This is a genomic window from Paraburkholderia caffeinilytica (assembly GCF_046030355.1).
In the GTDB taxonomy this organism is placed as follows: domain Bacteria; phylum Pseudomonadota; class Gammaproteobacteria; order Burkholderiales; family Burkholderiaceae; genus Paraburkholderia; species Paraburkholderia caffeinilytica_B.
Map to the genome: position 1 here is coordinate 106302 of NZ_JAQQCQ010000023.1, position 18359 is coordinate 124660.

The following is an 18359-nucleotide window of genomic DNA, read 5'->3' on the forward strand; positions in this document are numbered from 1 at the left end:
ATCAGGACATCACGAACAGAATTTCCCCAGCAGGCCCATCTGCGCATTGCGCGAGGATTTGCCCGGCCGGCGGCGCCGATAATGGCCGTCGCTTTGCATCAGCCACGCGGACTGGTTGTCGCCGAGAAAGGCCGACAGACCTTCGGCAATCACACGCCGTTTCAGGCGGCGGTTGTTGATCGGAAACGCCACTTCCACACGCCGGAAGAAGTTGCGGTCCATCCAGTCGGCGCTCGACAGATACACCTGTTCCTTGCCGCCGTCGTAGAAGTAGAAGATACGGTGATGTTCGAGGAAGCGCCCGACGATCGAGCGCACCGTAATGTTCTCCGACAAGCCCGGCACGCCCGGCTGCAGCGAACAGACGCCACGCACGATCAGATCGATCTTCACGCCCGCCTGTGAGGCTTCGTAGAGCTCGGCAATCACGGTCGGTTCGAGCAGCGCGTTCATCTTCGCGACGATGCGCGCCTTCTTGCCGGCGCGCGCATGTTCGGCTTCCGCACGAATCGCTTCGACCAGTTTCGGATGCAGCGTGAACGGCGATTGCCACAACTCATGCAACTTCAATTCACCGCCGATGCCGGTCAGTTGCTGGAACACGTGGTGCACGTCTTCACAGATCTTCTGGTCCGCGGTCATCAGGGCGAAGTCGGTATAAAGACGCGCGGTGCGGGGGTGATAGTTGCCGGTGCCCAGGTGCACGTAACGCTTGAGCGTGGTTTTGCCGCCCGACGATACGCGCCGCACGATCAACATCATCTTCGCGTGGCACTTGTGGCCCACCACGCCGTACACGACGTGCGCGCCCACCGCTTCAAGCTGCGACGCCCAGTTGATGTTGGTTTCTTCGTCGAAGCGCGCGAGCAGTTCAACCACCACCGTCACTTCCTTGCCGTTGCGCGCGGCCTGCATGAGCGCGTCCATCAGCGGGGAGTCGGTGCCGGTGCGATAGATGGTCTGCTTGATGGCCATCACGTTCGGGTCTTTAGCCGCCTGCAGCAGCAACTCGAGCACCGGTTGAAAACTCTCGTAGGGATGGTGCAGCAGCACGTCGCCCTGATCGATCACGTCGAACATGCTCGCGCTGTTGGCGATTTGCGGCGGAATCGCCGGAATATGCGGCACGAATTTCAGATCGGGCCGGTCCACCATCTCCGGCAATTGCATCAGCCGCACCAGATTGACAGGGCCGTCGGCGAAATAGCAATCTTTGGTGGTGAGGCCGCTTTCGTCGAGCAGGCGCCGCACGACATGCGGGGGCGTCTCCGCCGACACTTCGAGCCGCACCGCATTGCCCAGATGCCGCGCCGGCAGTTCGCCTTGCAACGCGACCCGCAGATTCGTGATTTCGTCTTCGTCGACGAACAGTTCGCTATTGCGCGTGATGCGAAACTGGTTGCAGGTGCGCACCACCAGGTTCGGGAACAACTCGCCGACAAAGCGTTGCAGCAACGAGCTCAGCAGCACGAAACCATGCGGATAGCCCGACAGCGCCTGCGGCATGCGCACGAGCCGCGGCAACGCACGCGGCGCCTGCACGATACCCATCATCGCCTGGCGGCCGAATGCATCCTTGCCTTCGAGTTCGACGACGAAGTTCAGGCTCTTGTTGAGCACGCGTGGAAACGGGTGAGCGGGATCGAGACCGATCGGCGTGAGCACCGGCAGCAGTTCGTCGAAGAAGTAGTTGCGCGCCCATTCGGTTTGCGCTTCGTTCCACGCTTCGGTGCCGTGAAAATAGATGCCTTCTGCTTCGAGCGCGGTGAGCACCGTGTCGTGCAGCATGGTGTACTGGCGATGCACGAGCCGCTGCGCGCGCTCGACCACGAGGTCATACACGTGCTGCAGCGACATGCCGTCAGGCGACAGCCCGCCGGGGTTGTCGCGCATCTGTTCCTGCAGCCCGGCCATGCGGACTTCGAAGAATTCGTCGAGGTTGCTGCTGGTGATGCAGATGAAGCGCAGGCGTTCGAGCAAGGGGACGGCAGGGTCGGCAGCTTGTGCCAACACACGCTCGTTGAAACCCAGAATGCCCAGTTCGCGATTCAATAAGGGGTAGCGGATGGACATCGGCAGCGAGAATGGAATGTCAGGAAGAGAGGCAATAAGACGCTCGGAAATTCTCACAGTATGATGACGTTGTTATGACATTGTTGAATGTCGTAAATTCTACGCTGTATTCGTTGCGTGTCGTCAATATGACGCAGTGCATATGGGACCATAGGGCACCCCCATTACTGCGAGGCGACATCGTGAGGCCCGGTACGCTTAGAATGGCGTCTTTGAACAGCGCGGCCGGTCATAAGGCGCCCAAGGCGCCTGATGGATATCCGGCACCTTCCGCATCCAACGCCGCCGCGCACGCGCGCATGGAGTCCGCTTACTCGATGGTCACTACTCCACAACTCCTCGCTGCCGTGGACCTCGGCTCGAACAGCTTCCGGCTGATCGTCGGCCGGGTCGAGGAAACCGACGCGGGCAGCCAGATTTATCAGGTTGACGCATTGCGAGAACCGGTGCGTCTTGCCGCCGGTTTGTCGCGCGACAAGATGCTCGACCGCGCCTCGCAAGTGCGCGGCTGGGATGCGCTCAAGCGCTTCGGCGAGCGGCTGCGCGATTTTCATCCCGATCACGTTCGCGCCGTCGCCACCAATACGCTGCGCATCGCCAAGAACGCGGGCGAGTTTCTCGGCGAGGCACAAGCCGCGCTCGGCTTCCCGATCGAAGTGATCGCGGGACGTGAAGAAGCGCGTCTGATCTATGCGGGCGCGGCGCACTCCGTGCCCGCCAGCGCGGGCAAGCGTCTCGTCGTGGATATCGGCGGCGGCTCGACGGAATTCATCATCGGTTCGCACTACACGCCGATCAAGATGGAGAGCCTGTATATCGGTTGCGTGAGCCATAGCCGCGCTTTCTTCCCCGCAGGCAATGTCGACGAATACACGATGCGCCAGGCAGAGCTTGCCGCGGGCCGCGAAATTCAGATCATTTCCGCCGAGTACAAGAAAACCGGTTGGGAGCAGGCTATCGGCTCGTCCGGCACCGCACGGGCGCTCGCCGAACTGGTCGAGGCCAACGGCTTCAACGATCCGGGCGTCACGCACGGTATTTCGCGCGGCGGCCTCGAGCGCCTCAAGCGGGCGCTGATCAAGGCGGAGAACGTCAATCGTCTGAAGCTGATCGCGTTGAAGGCCGATCGTATTCCCGTGTTGGCCGGCGGGCTGTCGATCATGATCGCGGTGTTCGACGAACTCGGTGTCGACTATGTCGATACAACAGACGGTGCATTGCGCCTCGGCGTGCTGTACGACTTGCTGGGCCGCGCGCAGCACGAGGACATGCGCACGGTGACGGCGGAAGGTTTCATGCGCCGTTACGGTGTGGATCGTGCGCAGGCCGGGCGTATCGGTGAACTCGCGGTGCGCTTTTACGACCAGTTTGCCGAGCCGGATGAGGAGCGCCGCGCCGAGAATCGCATGTTCCTCGGTTGGGCGGCGGCCTTGCACGAAATCGGACTATCGATTTCGCACAGCGCCTATCACAAGCATTCGGCCTATATCGCCAGCAACGCCGACATGCCGGGCTTTTCGCGCACCGATCAGGCGCGGCTCGCCGCGCTGGTGCTCGGCCATGCGGGGAAACTCGGCAAATTGTCGCAAACGCGCGAAGTGGAATGGCCGCTGCTGTTCTGTCTGCGGCTCGCGGCGCTGCTGTGCCGCCGGCGTGCGGATGTCGGCTTGCCGGGTATCGCGGTTGCGCAGGTCAACGGCGGTTATGAAGTGCGCTTGCCGAACGAGTGGGTGGCCAACAATCCGCTGACCGACTACAGTCTGATCCAGGAAGCTGCGGAGTGGGAGAAGGTTGGCATTCCCTATCGCGTGGTCTACACGGACGATTGAGCATCATGCGTTGCATATGAAAAAGCCCGGCGGATCAGCCGGGCTTTTTTTATGCGCTTCCAGTTTCAATTTCAGTTTCAGCCGCCGGTTGATTATGCCGGGCGGTTCGCGCATCCCGCTCAGCGCGGCGACGCGTCGCCGAGGAAGTGCCGCGCGTAACGCGCGTTGATATCCGTCAGACGCAATAGCGTCAGAAAATCGGCGGTGTTGAAGTCGGGATCCCAGGCCGGTGCGCCGCAAATCTTCGCGCCGAGGCGCAGATAGCCCTTCACCAGCGGCGGCGGTGCGACATCGGCGCCGTTCTGCAATTCTTCGACCGGCAGCGGCGTGTGCGGGAACGCGCGATATTCCGGCGCCGTCAGCGCGTTGTCGCGCAGCGAGCAGTAAAGATTTGCCGCGTAGTGGCCGCCGTCGACCATCGCGACGCTCGCGCAGCCGAGCATCGTCTCGTAGCCGTTGTGTTTCATGTAGGCGGCGAGCCCTGCCCACAACGACATGATCACCGAGCCGCTGCGATAGTCGGGGTGCACGCATGAGCGGCCCACTTCGACCATCTTCGCGCGCAGGTGCGTGAGACGCGACACGTCGAATTCGCTTTCGGCATACAGGCGTCCGATACGGGCGGCCTGATGCGGCGGCAGCGCGCGATAGGTGCCAACCACCTTCAGCGTGTCGAGATCGCGCACCAGCAGGTGATCGCAGTATGAATCGAACGCATCGACGTCGAGGCCGGCCGGACCCGTCAGACGGGCGCCCATTTCATCGGCGAAGACACGGTAGCGCAGACGCTGGGCTTCGCGCAGTTCCTCGTCGGTACGGGCCCACGTGACTTGCAGGCGATGCTGGGCGGTGACCGTCTCTTCGGCGCGCGGCAGGCGGCGCGTTTCAAAGATCGAAGCCAGGGGCAGGGTAGGCGTCGGCAGTTCTCGCATGTGGCGTCCTGGTCGAAAAAAGGAGATTTCTTTTTTCGCCAATGTAGTAACGCCTGGTGACGCTCGCATGGCAAAGCCATGACGATTGGATGACTGCCCGTAAGCTGCGTGCGCGCGGCTTGTAATGTCGTAGGCCGGGCGAGTCATGTGTTGTTTCCGCGCGACCCATGGGACGGGGGCAACCCAGGTCTTTTTGAGTGCCAGGTTGCGTGAGCTGTTCAGTTCAGTTCGGCTCGGCTCGGCTCGGCTCGGCTCGGCTTGGCTCCGCCCGGATCAGATCAGATCGGGACTCATCGCCGCGCGCAGCACGGCCTGGTCGTCGCCGTCGCGCTCACGGCTTTCGATCCACCACAGGCCGGCTTTCTTCAGTGGCCAACTCGCTCCGCTGTTGCCGAGCAGGCGTGCCGCCACGTGGCCGAGCGTCGGTTGATGGCCGACGATCACGACAGTCGGTGCGATGCCTTTTGGCCAGCCGGCGGCCTTGAGCACGTCGTCCGCGCTGGCGTTCGGCGCGAGTTCACGCACCACGCGATACTGGTCGCTCAAGGTTTCCGCGGTCTGGATGGTGCGTACCGCGGGACTTGCGAGGACCACCGCGTCGTCGGGCAGGCGGGTGCGCAACCACTTGGCGACGTTTTGCGCCTGTTTGCGGCCTCGTGTGGTGAGCGCGCGGGCCAGATCGCTGGCGGCGAAATCTTCGGCTTCGGCGTGACGCCAGAGGATCAGATTCATGCGTGTCTCCTTGACTCTGGTTGCGGCGTAGAGAACTGCGCCGGGTTTTCAATCACTGTTGCACGCGGGCTTGTTGGGATGCAAGACCAGGACGCAAGGTGGTGGTGCGGGTGGAACGTTCGCATGCCCGTATGAACTCTTGACGCCTAAAAAGCAAAAACCCGCGAAGCCTAAGGCGACGCGGGTTTCGTATTGCTTTTTCGTGGTCGGAGCGAAAGGATTCGAACCTTCGACCCTCTGATCCCAAATCAGATGCGCTACCAGGCTGCGCTACGCTCCGACGAATCCGAGATTCTACGTGGCATTGGGTGCCAGAGTCAACCACGAATTGCGTCGGGATGAAAAAGGGTCGCGGATGCCGGCAGCGGACAGGATAAAAGTGCGCGGCCAGTACGCGTTCGCGGCAAGTGCAAGACGCGCAAGAGGCGCGAAAGGCGAAGCGCGAGGAGCGCAAGAAGCGCAAGAAGCGCGCCGTCGAGGGTCCGCGCGTCGCCTTCACATACGGCGGCGCGCCGGTTTGTCCTCTCAGTGACGGCGACGCATCCAGTGCGGCATGTGCTGATGCGTGATCCAGTGATGCAGCATGCCTTCGCCGTCATGTTCGCGCCGGTAGGTTCTCGATTCGAAAATCGACAGGGCGAGCAGCACGAGCAGGCCTATTGCAAGTCCGACCAAACCTGCGATCGATTCAGCGTCCATGGCAGTCTCCTATGACACGTAGCTGTGCCTTTATAGTAGGACACGCGTCACAAAATGGGAGGAGGGAGACGGGCTAAGGCGACTTCGTCGAAAGCGAATTGCAGGTAGACTCTCGGCGCTTCGTTGCCGTTATTGTCATTCTGTTTAGAGAGTCTATGAACCGCGTTTTGTTGATTGCGTTGATGCTGACTGCCGGGCTTGCCGGTTGTGCCGACAATCCTTCCGGCCATCATGGCGGCCCGCCGCCGAAAGATCCCGTCGACTACCACGGCGTTCCCACCGACGACCGTCCGCCCGTCATGGCGCCCGCACCCTGAGCACGTGTACGCGGAAGAAAGCGAAGCACCGGCGCGGGCACGCCGGCGCTTCTGACCCGCGCAGACTGTTTGCGCGGACAGCGCGGGCTGCAGTCATTTTAGGGCGACGTGCACGCGTGATACGTATGCGCTTGTTTCAAGCGGTAACTGTGTGTGTGGCTTCGGCGTTCAGGCCGCCGCGCCTGCCATGTCTCGCACGACACCTGGCAAGAAGCGCGCGAGCGTGACGCCGCGCGCGGCCATGAAGATCAGCATCGCGAGCCACAAACCGTGATTCCCGTACAGGGTCAGCAAGGCCCACGAGGCCGCCACGAACACCGCGAACGACACGACCATCGACACCATCAACTCGCGCGTGCGAGTCGCGCCGATGAACACGCCGTCGAGCAGAAAACCCCACACTGAGATCACCGGCAGGAGCGCGGCCCACGGCAGATAAGTTTCGGCCGTGGTGCGCACGGCGGCCTGATCGGTCAGACATTCGATGATCCACGAGCCCGCGCCCCAGTACACCAGCGAGAAGCCCAGCGCGCCGAGCGCCGACCACAGCGCCGTCACCTTGACGGCCTGCGCGAAAGCGTGCCGGTCGCGCGCGCCGATCGCCGCACCTACCAGCGCTTCGGCGGCATGGGCGAAGCCGTCGAGTCCATAAGCCATGAAGGTCTGAAAATTGAGCAGCAGCGCGTTGGCGGCAAGCGTGGCGTCGCCCTGCCTCGCGCCGAGGTGCGCGAACCAGCCGAACGACGACAGCAGACAGAGCGTGCGCACGAAGATATCGCGATTCAACACCACGAGACGCTTGAGCGCGGCAGCGTCGAAGAGGGCGGCGCGGTTTAGGGCAGGCAAGCCGCGCGGCCTGCCGTGCCACAGCAAAGCGGCGCCGAGCACGAAGCCGAGCGCGTCGGCAGTGGCCGTTGCCGCGCCGATGCCGGCCACGCCCCAATCGAACACGTACACGTACAACAGCACCGCCGCGATGTTCACGCTGTTGATGAACACTTGCGAGAGCAGCGCGAGCCGCACCCGTTGCGTACCGAGCAGCCAGCCGAGCACCACGTAATTGCCGAGCGCGAGCGGCGCGGCCCAGATGCGCGCGTGGCAGTAGATCTGCGCGTGGTGTTGCACCGCGTCGCTGCCGCCGAACGCGCGCAACGCGTAGCTGATCAATGGCGCTTGCAGCAGAAGCACCGCTGCGCCGATTACCGCTGCCAGCAATAGTGCGCGTACGACGCTGTTGCGCAACTCGGCATGATTCCCCGCGCCGTGTGCTTGCGCGACGAGGCCCGTGGTGCCCATGCGCAGGAAGCCGAAACCCCAGAAGACGAAGTTGAAGAACAGGCCGCCGAGCGCTACGCCGCCGAGATAGGACGCACCGTCCAGGTGACCGGCGACGGCGGTGTCGACCGCGCCGAGAATCGGTTGGGTGAGATTGGCAAGGGCGATGGGAAACGCCAGCGTCAGCACCCGGCGGTGCCAGTGCACCGGGACGGCGGGGGACGTCGCGGTTGCGCCATCCTCTTGGGAGACATCCTTGGGAGCGCCCCCGAGCGGGATTTCCTGCGGGGCGCCCTCCAGGAGGGCTTCCTTCGAGGCGTCCCCCAAGAGGACTTCCTTCGGGGCGTGCGCGCGGTCGCTCAATTACGTTCCTGCACGCATACCCATGGCGACACGACCACCGCCCACAGATCGGGATCGCGCGCGGCGAAATCGGCGGCGGTTTCCGCCTGCACGCGTTCGACGAGGCCGGCAGACAGCCATTGCGTGACCTGTGCGGTGTCGTCGTTGGCGATGGCTTCGGCGACGCTCACCAGATCGACGTCGCGCGCGACGCGCAGCAGGATGCCGCGCGCGAAAAAGCGTTCGAGTTCGGTCCAGCCGATTTTGGCGGTTTCGGCGAGCAGCTTGGCGTACAGCGGGCTAGGAGTGGCGTCGTTGGAAGTCATCGTAAGCGGGTTCTGACGGGGCCGTTACTATAAACCATCGGCGCGGATCGCCAGGGCGGCGCGCGTTCCGGTACGCTTAGGGTCTTGCGACGAAATTCATTCTGAACCTTCATGTCACTGGATTCAACGGCGCGCGCTGCGGGCGGCGCGCAAACTCATGGGGTGGCCGACGCCACACTCACGCGCACCGACGTGGAGCGCCTCATTGCCGCGAGCATGGCGGCGAATAAAGCGCCGCTCCATTTCACCGACTGCGATTTCGAAGGCGCCGATCTGTCGCGACTCGATCTGCGTGGCGCTGAGTTTCATCGCTGCACGATTGTCGAGACGTCGTTTTTCGGCGCGGCGCTGTCGCACACGCGTTGGGTCCGTTGCCGCGGCCGCGAGGCGGATTTTGCGTCGGCCGATCTGGTCGACGCGGCGTTCCAGTCGAGCGATCTGAACAACACCAGCTGGCGGCGCGCCAAGCTTGCGTCCGTGTCGTTTCACAGTTGCAAGCTGACGGGCGCCAATTTCGAAGCCTGTACGGCGCTCGGTTTGAGCTTCGTCGAGACCTTGCTGGTGGGCGCGCATTTGCGCGGTCTGTCGTTTCGCAAGGCCACCCTCCAGCAACTCGATTTCTCCGACGCCGATCTGGCCGGCGTCGATTTCCGCGAGGCGATCTTCGACGGCGGCAGTCTGAAGGACGCCAATCTGAAAGGCGCGCGCTTTGATGGCGCGGACCTGCGCGAGGCGGATCTGAGCGGCGTACGGCTCGTCGATGCAGCGCTGTTCAAAGGCGCGACGATTTCGCATCAGCAGGCGGCGGTGCTCGTGACTGAACTGGGCCTGCGCGTTATGTGATTGCGTTTCGAGCTGGTCGATTTTAGCCATTCGACCAGCTTGAACGAAGGAAGGCATGTGTCTCTCATCATCTAATTTATTGACTAGTTAAAAACGGTCGATTTTAAATTCCGTAATTTGTCAGTGGATTTGAATGTTTTTAATGAATTCGCTATTCGCGAATTTGTTAAGAGGGCGTGCGATCGCTTATTCGCGTCGCAGCATATTCGCTAATGTATCGGAATGGTGCGTTGGCGCACTAAAGCTTCGCGTTACATAAAGCGCCTGGATCATGCTGGGCGGGGCTGGTGGGAATCGGGCAAAGGGTTTTCGTCAGGCTTTCTGGCAGTGCGCGGGTAGGTGCTTGATTCGTAAGGGCTGATGAACCACGCGCGGGATTTTGACGTGCCGTTTTTTTGGTGTTGCATGCTGGGCAAATAAGGGTATTTACCCGGCTTATTTCCGGCATTTTCTCTTCACGTAATGCGGATTCCGTACGCCGCGTCACATTACCTACGCAATTAATAGATTGCGCTTGTAAAAGCGGGTTGTTAGATTTCCTTCTGGCGCATGGTGAACCGGTCCTTTGCCGATATGCGCCGAACCCCCGTTAGCCCGGCCTCGTGCCGGGCTTTTTTTCTGGCCGATTGCATTCGGCGTGCTGTTCGCGTTCGCCGCACGCGCCGATCCGCGCTCCAGCCGCGGCGGGCAGCGTCACTAGTCCGAGCGGCGCCGCGCCTGCGCTACTGCGTTGCCTTCACTGCTTGCAGCGAACCACCATCGACCGATTCTTGACGTTCGCGCCGAAGATCCCGCCAATCGAGCCGCCCGACGTAGCGCCGTTGTCGACGTCCTTCGAAACGACGTCGTAGCCATAGTTGCCGCAGACCTCGCCTGCACGCTTGTAGCACTCGGCCCAGCTGGAGCTCGCGTCACTGCCGCTGCAGTTGATTGCAAAGCCTGTGTCGCCGCTTGGCAGGTAAGTCATGGTGGTGGTGCTGGAGCAGCCGCCGAGGCTGCCGAGCGTCAGCAGGCCGAGGCCGATCGCCGCGGCCGTTGTCAAGGACGCGAGTGCGCTCTTCATTGCAGATTCCTTACAGATGACAGGGGAAGACGCGGCGCGAAGCCGCGTCATGCATAGGATTGGGCGTTTTATAGCGCGCGCGGTTCCCTTGACCACGGTTGCAGGGCGCGTGCCTGAAGTCGACGGGGGCTAGCGGGCCGGTAGCGCCCGCGAGGGATCGATCGAGCGGCCCTGATAGCGCAGTTCGAAGTGCAGCATGACGCGATCGGTGTCCGTGTCGCCCATTTCCGCGATCTTCTCGCCGCGGGTGACCGATTGACCTTCCTTCACCAGCAACGCGCGGTTGTGCGCGTAGGCGGTCAGATAATCGGCGTTGTGTTTGAGGATCAGCAGGTTGCCGTAACCGCGCAAGCCGTTACCTGCATAGACCACGGTGCCGGGCGCGGCGGCCACCACCGGCGTGCCCGCTGCCGCCGAGATATCGATGCCCTTCGAATTGCCGCCGTCGAAGCGCCGGATCACCGTGCCGTCAGCCGGCCACACCAGCGAGATCGCCGAAGCCGGCGCGGACGTCGGCGCGCTATCGGCGGGTGCCGGACGTGGCGCCGCCGAAGCGCTCGCGCTTCCTGCACCGCTGCTGCGTGTTGCACCTGCCGTGGACGCCGCATTGCCCGGCGGCGTGACGCGCAGCACCTGTCCGACCTCGATGCTGTCCGGATTGGCCAGGTTGTTCCAGCGCACGATGCTTTGCACCGACTGCCGGTTGCTGCGCGCGATCTTCGACAGCGTATCGCCCCGTTCGACGCGATAAAAGCCTGGTCCCACCGGCGCGGACCCGCAGGCGGCAAGCACCGCCAGCAATGACGCGCAGGCGAGCCGTTTCATCATTCTTGTTGTGTTAAGCATTGGACCTCGCAAAGCGCTGCCACGCGCCGATCCCGATCACGCGGCAGGTAGATGCAAAGCGGTCGATTCTAACGGTTTTGCGCTGCAGCATCCGAAAAACGGGTGCAGAGGCGGGTACGCGCGGCGGGAACGCGGCGAAAAGCCACGTAGCCCGTCACCTTGCGACGGGTGGAAAACCTGACATCAGCGCAGCGTGCTGACGCTGATGCGCAGTGCGGCTGTTTCGGTTTGTCCCGGTTCGAGCCAGCGCAGCCCTCTGCCGTTGTGGATCGCGTCCGGCAGACCCAGCCATGGCTCGACGCAGTAGAAGTCCGACTCCGCGGCTTCGGTCCATGTGGTTACCGCGTACCAGGGCACCGAGCCCGGCCTTTGCAGATCGATCGTGATGAGCCGGTTCAGGCCGGGCGCGACGAGGCGCACCGGCTGGTCCGGTGCACCGACGAGGCAATGGAAGCGATCGTGAATCCGCGCTTCGTCGAGCGTGTAGCGCGCCGCACCTGGCTCGGCTGCGCTGATCGAACCATCGGTCTGCTGATAGCACCGTTCGGTGCGCGGCAGTTCCAGCGAGGTCTCCGCGCGTTGCGTGTGCGGCAGCGTGAAATAGAAGTGATGGCCGGCGTAGTAGGGCAGCCGGGTGTCGCCGGTATTGGTGGTGCTCAGCGTGACTTCCAGCGTATGCGTATCGACGAGCTGGTACGTCGCTTCGAAACGGAAGCCGAACGGATAGCCGCCGTGTGTCGCGTCGCTGTCGGTGAGGGTCATGCGCAAGCCGGCGCCGTGCACGTCGGCGTGGGCTTCGAAGGGCAGGTCGCGGGCAAAGCCATGCATGGGCAATTCACGAACCGTGCCTTGCGCGTCGCGCCAGAAGCCGATCTTGCCGTCGACGCGATGCCGGCCCAGAAACGGAAACAGCAGCGGATTGCCGCCGCGAATCCTGGCGGGCTGACTCCAGTCGGCGTTCTCGGGCCAGTGAATCACCTCTTCGCCGTCGATGATCCACGACAAAAGACGGCCGCCGGCTTGTGGCGCGAAACGGAGCACGGAGGCGTCCTGGGCGATCTCGAGAATGTCCTGTTGCGGAGAGAGGGGCATGGTCGATGGGCTCGTTGATAAAGGGTTGAGTGCAGATTGAGCGAGGTTCAAATGTGAGTTGAGCGTGGGCCGAACGCGGGTTGCGGACATTCGTGCAGCGCCGCATGGCGCCTCGCGAGACGATGATTTTGCGCTGCTTTACGCTACGGGGAAACCCTTCTCGGGAAATTGCGGGTGTCGGAGAAGCACTATCCTTGTCGATAATCCACTGACTGCCCGGCCACTTCAACGACCGGGCGAGATCGGCTCAGGAGGCTTTATGGATCTCGCAATGGCAATGGGTGTGGCGCTGTTCGGCATGTTCGCGGCAAGCACGGTCTATTTTTTCTACAAGCTCGAACGCTGATCCAGTCATCTGCTTCACCTTCTGCCAGGCCGTCAACGCGAGCCTCTGGCACGAAGTGTCGCGCTTTCGGCGCGTCGAATTTCTGCTGATCACAGGGCGGCCCCAGCGGCGCTCTGTTTCTTTTTCCGCAGCGTAACAACGGTTTCGAGTTGTGACGCAGCGCATCAATATTTCCCCGAATACGGTTCAAACGCTTGGCGCTGACTTTGCAGCCAGGCATAATCGGTGCGCTTTTGACGCGCCGTCCATTTCCTTTCGCGGCGCGCTGTTCCCGACATTTTCCTTACAAGGACCGCCGCGTGAACCTGTCGTTTCTGATTTTCCTGAGCGTGCTGCAAGGCGTCACCGAACTGTTTCCGGTCAGCAGCCTCGGCCACACCTTGCTCGTGCCCGGCCTGTTCGGCATGCATATCGACAAGCACGCGCCGCAGTTGCTGCCGTTCCTTGTCGCGTTGCACCTCGGTACGGCGTTCGCGCTGCTGTGGTACTTCCGCAAGCGCTGGTGCGCGCTGGTGCGCGGCTTCTTCGCTTCGTTCGGCGGCCGTCGCAACGACGACGCGCACATGATGTGGGCACTCATCATCGGCACGATACCGGCGGGTCTCGTCGGGCTGATTCTTGAGAAACGGCTCGAGCGGATTTTTCACGATCTGCGCATTGTCGCTATCGCGCTGATTGTGAACGGCGTGCTGCTGTGGTTCGGCGATCGTCTGCAACGCTCGCGCGCGCATCATGCGCCGGAGAAGCTGACCTTCCGTCAGGCGTTTTTCGTTGGTCTCGCGCAGATTGGCGCGTTGATTCCGGGGTTCTCGCGCAGCGGTCTCACGATGATCGCCGGCAATGCGGCCGGCCTCACGACGGAGAAGGCCGCGGAATTTTCGTTCCTGCTCGGCACACCGATCATCTTCGCGGCCGGCGTGCTTGAATTGCCGAAGCTGTTTCATGCACCGGGCCAACTCGCCGATGCATTGCTCGGTGGTGTGCTGACGGCGATTGCCGCATATCTCAGCGTGCGTTTCCTGATGCGCTATTTCGAAGGCCGCGGACGTCTGGCTTCGTTCGGCGTGTACTGCGTGATCGCGGGAATCGTGTTCCTCGGCTGGTTCGTGCTGCATCCGCAGCCGGTCTGATTGTGTTCGATATGCGCGCTGCAGCCCGCTAAGTGCTGGCGTGCGACTGGCGGGCAAGATGTGATCGGTTATAATCCGGGCCCGGCTCAACGCACCGGGCCCGTTTGTTTTGTGATGCAGCGTGGCGATTGCCGGTCAGGTTGCCGTCGCCGGATCGGATTTCCACAGTCTCCGGCCCGGTCAGTTAGAATTTCGGTATCCCGCGAATCCTGTGGCAGCCATAGCGCTCAGGTTCCAATGCCCAATACGGGTTCTCATTGCGGGCGATGCAGGTTGTACACCTTCGTGTAGCATCGCCTCACGTCATTACGGCAGTAGCTCAGCTGGATAGAGCATCGGCCTTCTAAGCCGAGGGTGGGGGGTTCGAGTCCCTCCTGCCGTACTTCAAATACCTGGCGCCGCGCATCGAGGCCTCAACGCATCGATGCGCGTATGGCCGTTTATTTACTCTGCCGGCTGCACATCGATGGAGTCGACCCGGTTTGGATAGAACGCCACATGCTGAGCGATCTCTTTGACGGGCGCATAGGGCGACTCGTAAGTCCAGACCGCATTCACTGCACGCTCGCCGCCAATCGGAATGCTGTAGTACGCGCACTCGCCTTTATATGGGCAGTAGGTCGTGTGATCGGTGCGTTCCAGTAGCGTCATCTCGACATCGTTGCGCGGGATGTAATATACCGCCGGATACGACGCTTCACGCAGCACCAACGCATTGCGCGTATCCGCGATCACGCGGCCAGCTACCGTGACCACTACATGCGCTGTGTCAGGCTCGACCGTGATCGGATGATCGGGACCGGGTACCTTGATGATTTTTTCAGTCATGCTGTCGAGCTCCTGAATCAGTGGGCAAGCCTGCAATACGTTGCAATGGATTTCGAGCCGCCATCGGTGCGAATGATCGCGTCCTGCGTCGAAGCATACGCCGGTCGTGCAAATGCGTTGTGTCGTCGTTTGTGTCGATAAAAAATCGCCTGCGCCGTTAGGTTATTAGCGCGACGAAAACAAAAAAGGGCAGCCGAAGCTGCCCCGTCAAAATTCCACCATCAGGCGGACTGTTGCTTACCGCTTTGTCTGTCCGCGCATCGCGGTGCGCTTAACGTCGGGCGCTCACCTGTGAGCGCCTGCTGCACGCCGCTTGTCGCCGAGTTCATTGCCGGCTGCGCATTGCCGCCGGACTACGGTCTGATGTTCAGCGCGGCCGTCAGATCGCCCATCGGCTTGCTGCCGTTGCTGACCAGCGCAGCATCACGCGCGGCGATGCCTGGCAGCGTCGGCAGCGAGAAGCGGTGCGTGATGAAGCGCAGAATCGACGTCGTGTCGTATTGCGTGTGATCGACGAAACCTTTCTTCGCGTACGGCGAAATGATCAGCGCCGGAATTCGCGTACCCGGACCCCAGCGGTCGGCCTTCGGCGGCGCGACGTGGTCCCAGAAGCCGCCGTTTTCGTCGTATGTCACGACGACCAGCATGTTTTTCCATTGCGGGCTTTTCTGCAGGTGCGAGATCACATCGGCAATGTGCTGGTCACCCGAGGCGACGTCGGTATAACCGGCGTGCTCGTTCAGGTTGCCCTGCGGCTTGTAGAACGACACTTGCGGCAGCGTGCCGCTGTCGATCGCCTTGATGAACTCGGAGCCTGCCAGACCGCCGTCGAGCAAATGCTGCGAACGGTTCGCGGAGCCCGGCGCGAGATCGGCGAAATAGTTGAACGGCTGATGATGCGGCTGGAAGTTCGGCGCCGTCAGATTCGCGCCGTAAATCACGTTCGACGCGCCGCTTTGCGCCGCCGACACCGCCGCGCCCCACGCGCCGCCGTACCACGCCCACGACACCTTCGCGTTGTTCAGCAGATCGCCGATGTGCTGTTGCGTCTGCGCCGGCAGCGTGGTGGCCTGGGTCGGATCGGCGAGATTCGCGTCGCCGCCCGAGGCTGCCTTGTTGCCGCTCGGCTGATACGGCGGCTGCATCGTGTTGATCGCGTAGAAGTCAGGCGTCAGGTTGCCCGACAGCACGTATTTCGGTGGGCCGCTCAGCGCCGAAGCCGGCGAATTGGTCGCAAGTGTCAGCGTGACGCCGTCGCTTTCGACTGCGGAGATCGAGCTGGCTGCCGGGCTCTTGTCCGCGTTCGGATAAATCGGCGTGCAGGCGCAAACCAGCCACTGGTGATTCAGGAACGAGCCGCCGAATGCGCCCATGAAGAAGTTGTCGGCCAGCGTGTATTGCTGGGCGATCTTCCATAGCGGCAGCTTGTCGGCGTCGAGCGTGTAGTGGCCCATGACGAGGCCGCCCGAATCCGCCCACGCGGCGAACTTGTCGTTCTTGCCGCCATTGATCTGCATCTGGTTTTCATAGAAGCGGTGATACAGGTCACGCGTCGTGGCCGTGATCGGTGTGTTGAAGCCGTTCGGGTCGTCGATGGCGAACGGGCTGTTAGGCAGGTTGGCCGTCATCGCTTGCGTCACCACCGGTGTCACGCCGGTTTGCGTCAGACCGTTCCACACTTGCGGCAGCGTTGCAAGCGGCGCGCCGTTGCGGTCGACCTGCGTGGCGCTCGCGGCTGTCACGTTCTGCAAACCGTTGGCGCCCGGGAAGTTGCCGTACAGATTGTCGAAGCTGCGATTCTCCGCGTAGATCACCACGACAGTCTTGATCGACGTGATGTCCGGCGGCGCGGTGATATTGTCGCCGCCGCACGCATACAGACTCAACGCTGCTGCGATCGCAATAGGCGCCGCGCAGATCAGTTTTTTGTTCATTTGGTAGATGTTCTCTCTCTCGCGTTGGGGACGGGCCGCGTGGGTTGCTTACACGGATGGCCGCGAGCGAAAGTTTGAACAAGGTATTTGACAGAAACATGTAACTAATTACGAATTGCTTGTGTTTTATTATTTTCGTCGGCTGTATGTCATTTGATCGACATGTCGATGAAATACGCTCGCGGACTTCAATATCGCAAACTCATTTCATGTATATGCGGCTTGGTCTCGCGGGGATTCGGAAAACGGCGGCTCGGCCGCGCGCGCGGTGGCGTGCGAGGTCGGCGGGTATGGGCACGGTGTTGGCGATGGCGCTCGCATTGGCGACCACGACTTTGACAGCGTGCGATGCAGGCTCGCAGACAGCAGGGGCCAAGGCAGAAACGGCTGCCAATGTGGATGGGCGCGGTAACGCGCAACCGGGCGCCAATGCGGATATGAACGCCCCGGCCCATGCCGGCGTCGGGACTCAGGCGAATGCGTCGGCTGCTGCTTCTATGGCAGCCTCAGCCGTGAACGTGGCGGCGCATGAGGCTGGGCAGACCCGCGCGCAAGTCTACGAATCCGTACGGCAGATGACGGCGCTCGGCAAGCAACTGTTCTTCGACGCATCCCTGTCTGGCTCGGGCAAGCTGGCCTGCGCGTCGTGCCACAGTCCCGACCACGGCTTTTCGCCGGCGAATTCGCTGTCGGTCCAACTGGGCGGCAACGACATGCACCGCACCGGCATGCGCGCCGCGCCGACGCTCAAGTACCTGCAATCGGTGCCGGCGTTCGCCGAGCACTATCACGAGTCGGACGACGAAGGCGACGAAAGCGTGGATGCCGGGCCGACCGGCGGCTTGACGTGGGACGGCCGGGTTGACCGCGGCTCCGACCAGGCGCGTATTCCATTGCTGTCGTCGTTCGAAATGGGCAGCACACCGGCGAAGGTCGCGGCGGCGGTGAAAGCCGCGCCTTATGCCGACGCTTTCCGCACGGCGTTCGGCGAGCATATTTTCGATAGCGACGAGGCGACCTTCAACGCCGTATTGCAAGCGTTGGAAACCTTCGAACAGACGCCGGAGCTGTTCTATCCGTACACCAGCAAATACGACGCGTATCTGGCGGGCAAAGCCCAGCTGACTCAGGCCGAGCTACATGGTCTGCAACTTTTCAACGACGAAAAGAAAGGAAATTGCGCGAGCTGTCACATCAGCCAGCGGACTATGGACGGCGCGCCGCCTCAGTTCAGCGACTTCGGTCTGATTGCGATCGGTGCGCCGCGCAACCGATCGCTGCGGGTGAATCGCGACCCGCATTTCTACGACCTCGGCGCATGCGGGCCGGAGCGTACGGATCTGAAGGGCCGCGCCGAGTTCTGCGGCATCTTCCGCACGCCGACGTTGCGCAACGTCGCGTTGAAGAAGAGTTTTTTCCACAACGGCGTCTACCATTCGCTGGATCAGGTGGTGCGCTTTTATGTGGAGCGCGATACGAATCCGGAAAAGTTCTATCCGGTCTCGAAGGGCAAAGTGCAGAAGTTCGACGACCTGCCGCAGCGTTACTGGGCCAATCTGAACACCGAGCCGCCGTTCGATCGCAAGCCGGGCGACAAGCCGGCGCTCGACGAGGCTGAAATCAAGGACGTGGTGGCGTTTTTGAATACGCTCACGGATGGATATAAGGCGGGAAACAACGCAGCCACGAAAGCAGCCGCGAATTGATTAACGGGCGATGACTGCACCGCCGGCCGGGTCAGCGTGTGCCGCG

16 protein-coding genes and 2 tRNA genes are annotated in these 18359 nt (G+C 62.1%); 6 read left to right on the top strand and 12 right to left on the bottom strand.

Translation table 11 applies throughout. From position 1 onward, the window contains the following. Nucleotides 1-9: 9 nt before the first annotated feature. Nucleotides 10-2073, bottom strand: a complete 2064-nt coding sequence (ppk1, locus tag PQQ95_RS28695) for a polyphosphate kinase 1 (RefSeq protein WP_408443644.1) — start codon at nucleotides 2071-2073, stop codon at nucleotides 10-12. Nucleotides 2074-2276: 203 nt separating this feature from the next. On the opposite strand from ppk1, the gene ppx reads away from it, so the two are divergent. After that, the gene (ppx, locus tag PQQ95_RS28700; RefSeq protein ID WP_408443645.1) at nucleotides 2277-3902 is read left to right on the top strand and encodes an exopolyphosphatase; all 1626 of its coding nucleotides are present in this window, start codon (nucleotides 2277-2279) and stop codon (nucleotides 3900-3902) included. Between the two features lie 119 nt (nucleotides 3903-4021). Here ppx and PQQ95_RS28705 read toward each other — a convergent pair whose 3' ends face one another. The 4 genes from PQQ95_RS28705 to PQQ95_RS28720 all read right to left on the bottom strand — a co-directional run bounded on the left by PQQ95_RS28705 (nucleotide 4022) and on the right by PQQ95_RS28720 (nucleotide 6265). Beyond that, on the bottom strand, nucleotides 4022-4834 hold the full coding sequence (locus PQQ95_RS28705; RefSeq protein ID WP_408443648.1) for a GNAT family N-acetyltransferase: 813 nt from the start codon (nucleotides 4832-4834) through the stop codon (nucleotides 4022-4024). A gap of 273 nt (nucleotides 4835-5107) precedes the next feature. Further along, a complete protein-coding gene (locus PQQ95_RS28710) occupies nucleotides 5108-5566 on the bottom strand; it encodes a SixA phosphatase family protein (RefSeq protein ID WP_408443651.1) in 459 nt (152 codons plus the stop codon). 203 nt (nucleotides 5567-5769) lie between these two features. Continuing rightward, nucleotides 5770-5846 (bottom strand) — tRNA-Pro (locus tag PQQ95_RS28715). 245 nt (nucleotides 5847-6091) lie between these two features. Then, nucleotides 6092-6265 (bottom strand): hypothetical protein, encoded by a 174-nt coding sequence (locus PQQ95_RS28720; protein WP_200618403.1) that lies wholly within the window; start codon nucleotides 6263-6265, stop codon nucleotides 6092-6094. 155 nt (nucleotides 6266-6420) lie between these two features. On the opposite strand from PQQ95_RS28720, the gene PQQ95_RS28725 reads away from it, so the two are divergent. Further along, nucleotides 6421-6582 (top strand): hypothetical protein, encoded by a 162-nt coding sequence (locus PQQ95_RS28725; RefSeq protein WP_408443653.1) that lies wholly within the window; start codon nucleotides 6421-6423, stop codon nucleotides 6580-6582. Between the two features lie 168 nt (nucleotides 6583-6750). Here the strand turns inward: PQQ95_RS28725 and PQQ95_RS28730 are convergent, their stop codons facing one another. Together PQQ95_RS28730 and PQQ95_RS28735 are read right to left on the bottom strand one after the other, a co-directional pair. Next, on the bottom strand, nucleotides 6751-8136 hold the full coding sequence (locus tag PQQ95_RS28730; protein WP_408443700.1) for an MATE family efflux transporter: 1386 nt from the start codon (nucleotides 8134-8136) through the stop codon (nucleotides 6751-6753). Between the two features lie 80 nt (nucleotides 8137-8216). Beyond that, on the bottom strand, nucleotides 8217-8525 hold the full coding sequence (locus PQQ95_RS28735) for a DUF2288 domain-containing protein (protein ID WP_408443656.1): 309 nt from the start codon (nucleotides 8523-8525) through the stop codon (nucleotides 8217-8219). A gap of 111 nt (nucleotides 8526-8636) precedes the next feature. Between PQQ95_RS28735 and PQQ95_RS28740 the strand changes: the two genes are divergently transcribed. Further along, nucleotides 8637-9368, top strand: coding sequence for a pentapeptide repeat-containing protein (locus PQQ95_RS28740; protein WP_408443659.1), 732 nt, complete (start codon nucleotides 8637-8639; stop codon nucleotides 9366-9368). Nucleotides 9369-10104: 736 nt separating this feature from the next. Here the strand turns inward: PQQ95_RS28740 and PQQ95_RS28745 are convergent. From PQQ95_RS28745 to PQQ95_RS28755, 3 genes are all read right to left on the bottom strand, one after another. Continuing rightward, a complete protein-coding gene (locus PQQ95_RS28745; protein ID WP_408443662.1) occupies nucleotides 10105-10431 on the bottom strand; it encodes a hypothetical protein in 327 nt (108 codons plus the stop codon). A gap of 129 nt (nucleotides 10432-10560) precedes the next feature. Beyond that, a complete protein-coding gene (locus PQQ95_RS28750; protein ID WP_408443663.1) occupies nucleotides 10561-11277 on the bottom strand; it encodes a peptidoglycan DD-metalloendopeptidase family protein in 717 nt (238 codons plus the stop codon). A gap of 183 nt (nucleotides 11278-11460) precedes the next feature. After that, entirely contained in the window at nucleotides 11461-12369 is a 909-nt protein-coding gene (locus PQQ95_RS28755; protein ID WP_408443665.1) for an aldose epimerase family protein, read from the bottom strand. Between the two features lie 645 nt (nucleotides 12370-13014). Here PQQ95_RS28755 and PQQ95_RS28760 point away from each other — a divergent pair. Both PQQ95_RS28760 and PQQ95_RS28765 read left to right on the top strand, forming a co-directional pair. Beyond that, a complete protein-coding gene (locus PQQ95_RS28760; RefSeq protein ID WP_408443668.1) occupies nucleotides 13015-13845 on the top strand; it encodes an undecaprenyl-diphosphate phosphatase in 831 nt (276 codons plus the stop codon). Between the two features lie 308 nt (nucleotides 13846-14153). Beyond that, nucleotides 14154-14227, top strand: a tRNA-Arg gene (locus PQQ95_RS28765). Between the two features lie 62 nt (nucleotides 14228-14289). On the opposite strand, the gene PQQ95_RS28770 is transcribed toward PQQ95_RS28765, so the two are convergent. Together PQQ95_RS28770 and PQQ95_RS28775 are read right to left on the bottom strand one after the other, a co-directional pair. Next, nucleotides 14290-14673 (bottom strand): DUF427 domain-containing protein, encoded by a 384-nt coding sequence (locus tag PQQ95_RS28770; RefSeq protein ID WP_408443671.1) that lies wholly within the window; start codon nucleotides 14671-14673, stop codon nucleotides 14290-14292. Nucleotides 14674-15026: 353 nt separating this feature from the next. Then, entirely contained in the window at nucleotides 15027-16607 is a 1581-nt protein-coding gene (locus PQQ95_RS28775) for an acid phosphatase (RefSeq protein ID WP_408443673.1), read from the bottom strand. Nucleotides 16608-16822: 215 nt separating this feature from the next. Here PQQ95_RS28775 and PQQ95_RS28780 point away from each other — a divergent pair, with 215 nt between their 5' ends. Next, the gene (locus tag PQQ95_RS28780) at nucleotides 16823-18313 is read left to right on the top strand and encodes a cytochrome-c peroxidase (RefSeq protein WP_408443701.1); all 1491 of its coding nucleotides are present in this window, start codon (nucleotides 16823-16825) and stop codon (nucleotides 18311-18313) included. The last annotated feature ends 46 nt before the right edge of the window (nucleotides 18314-18359 follow it).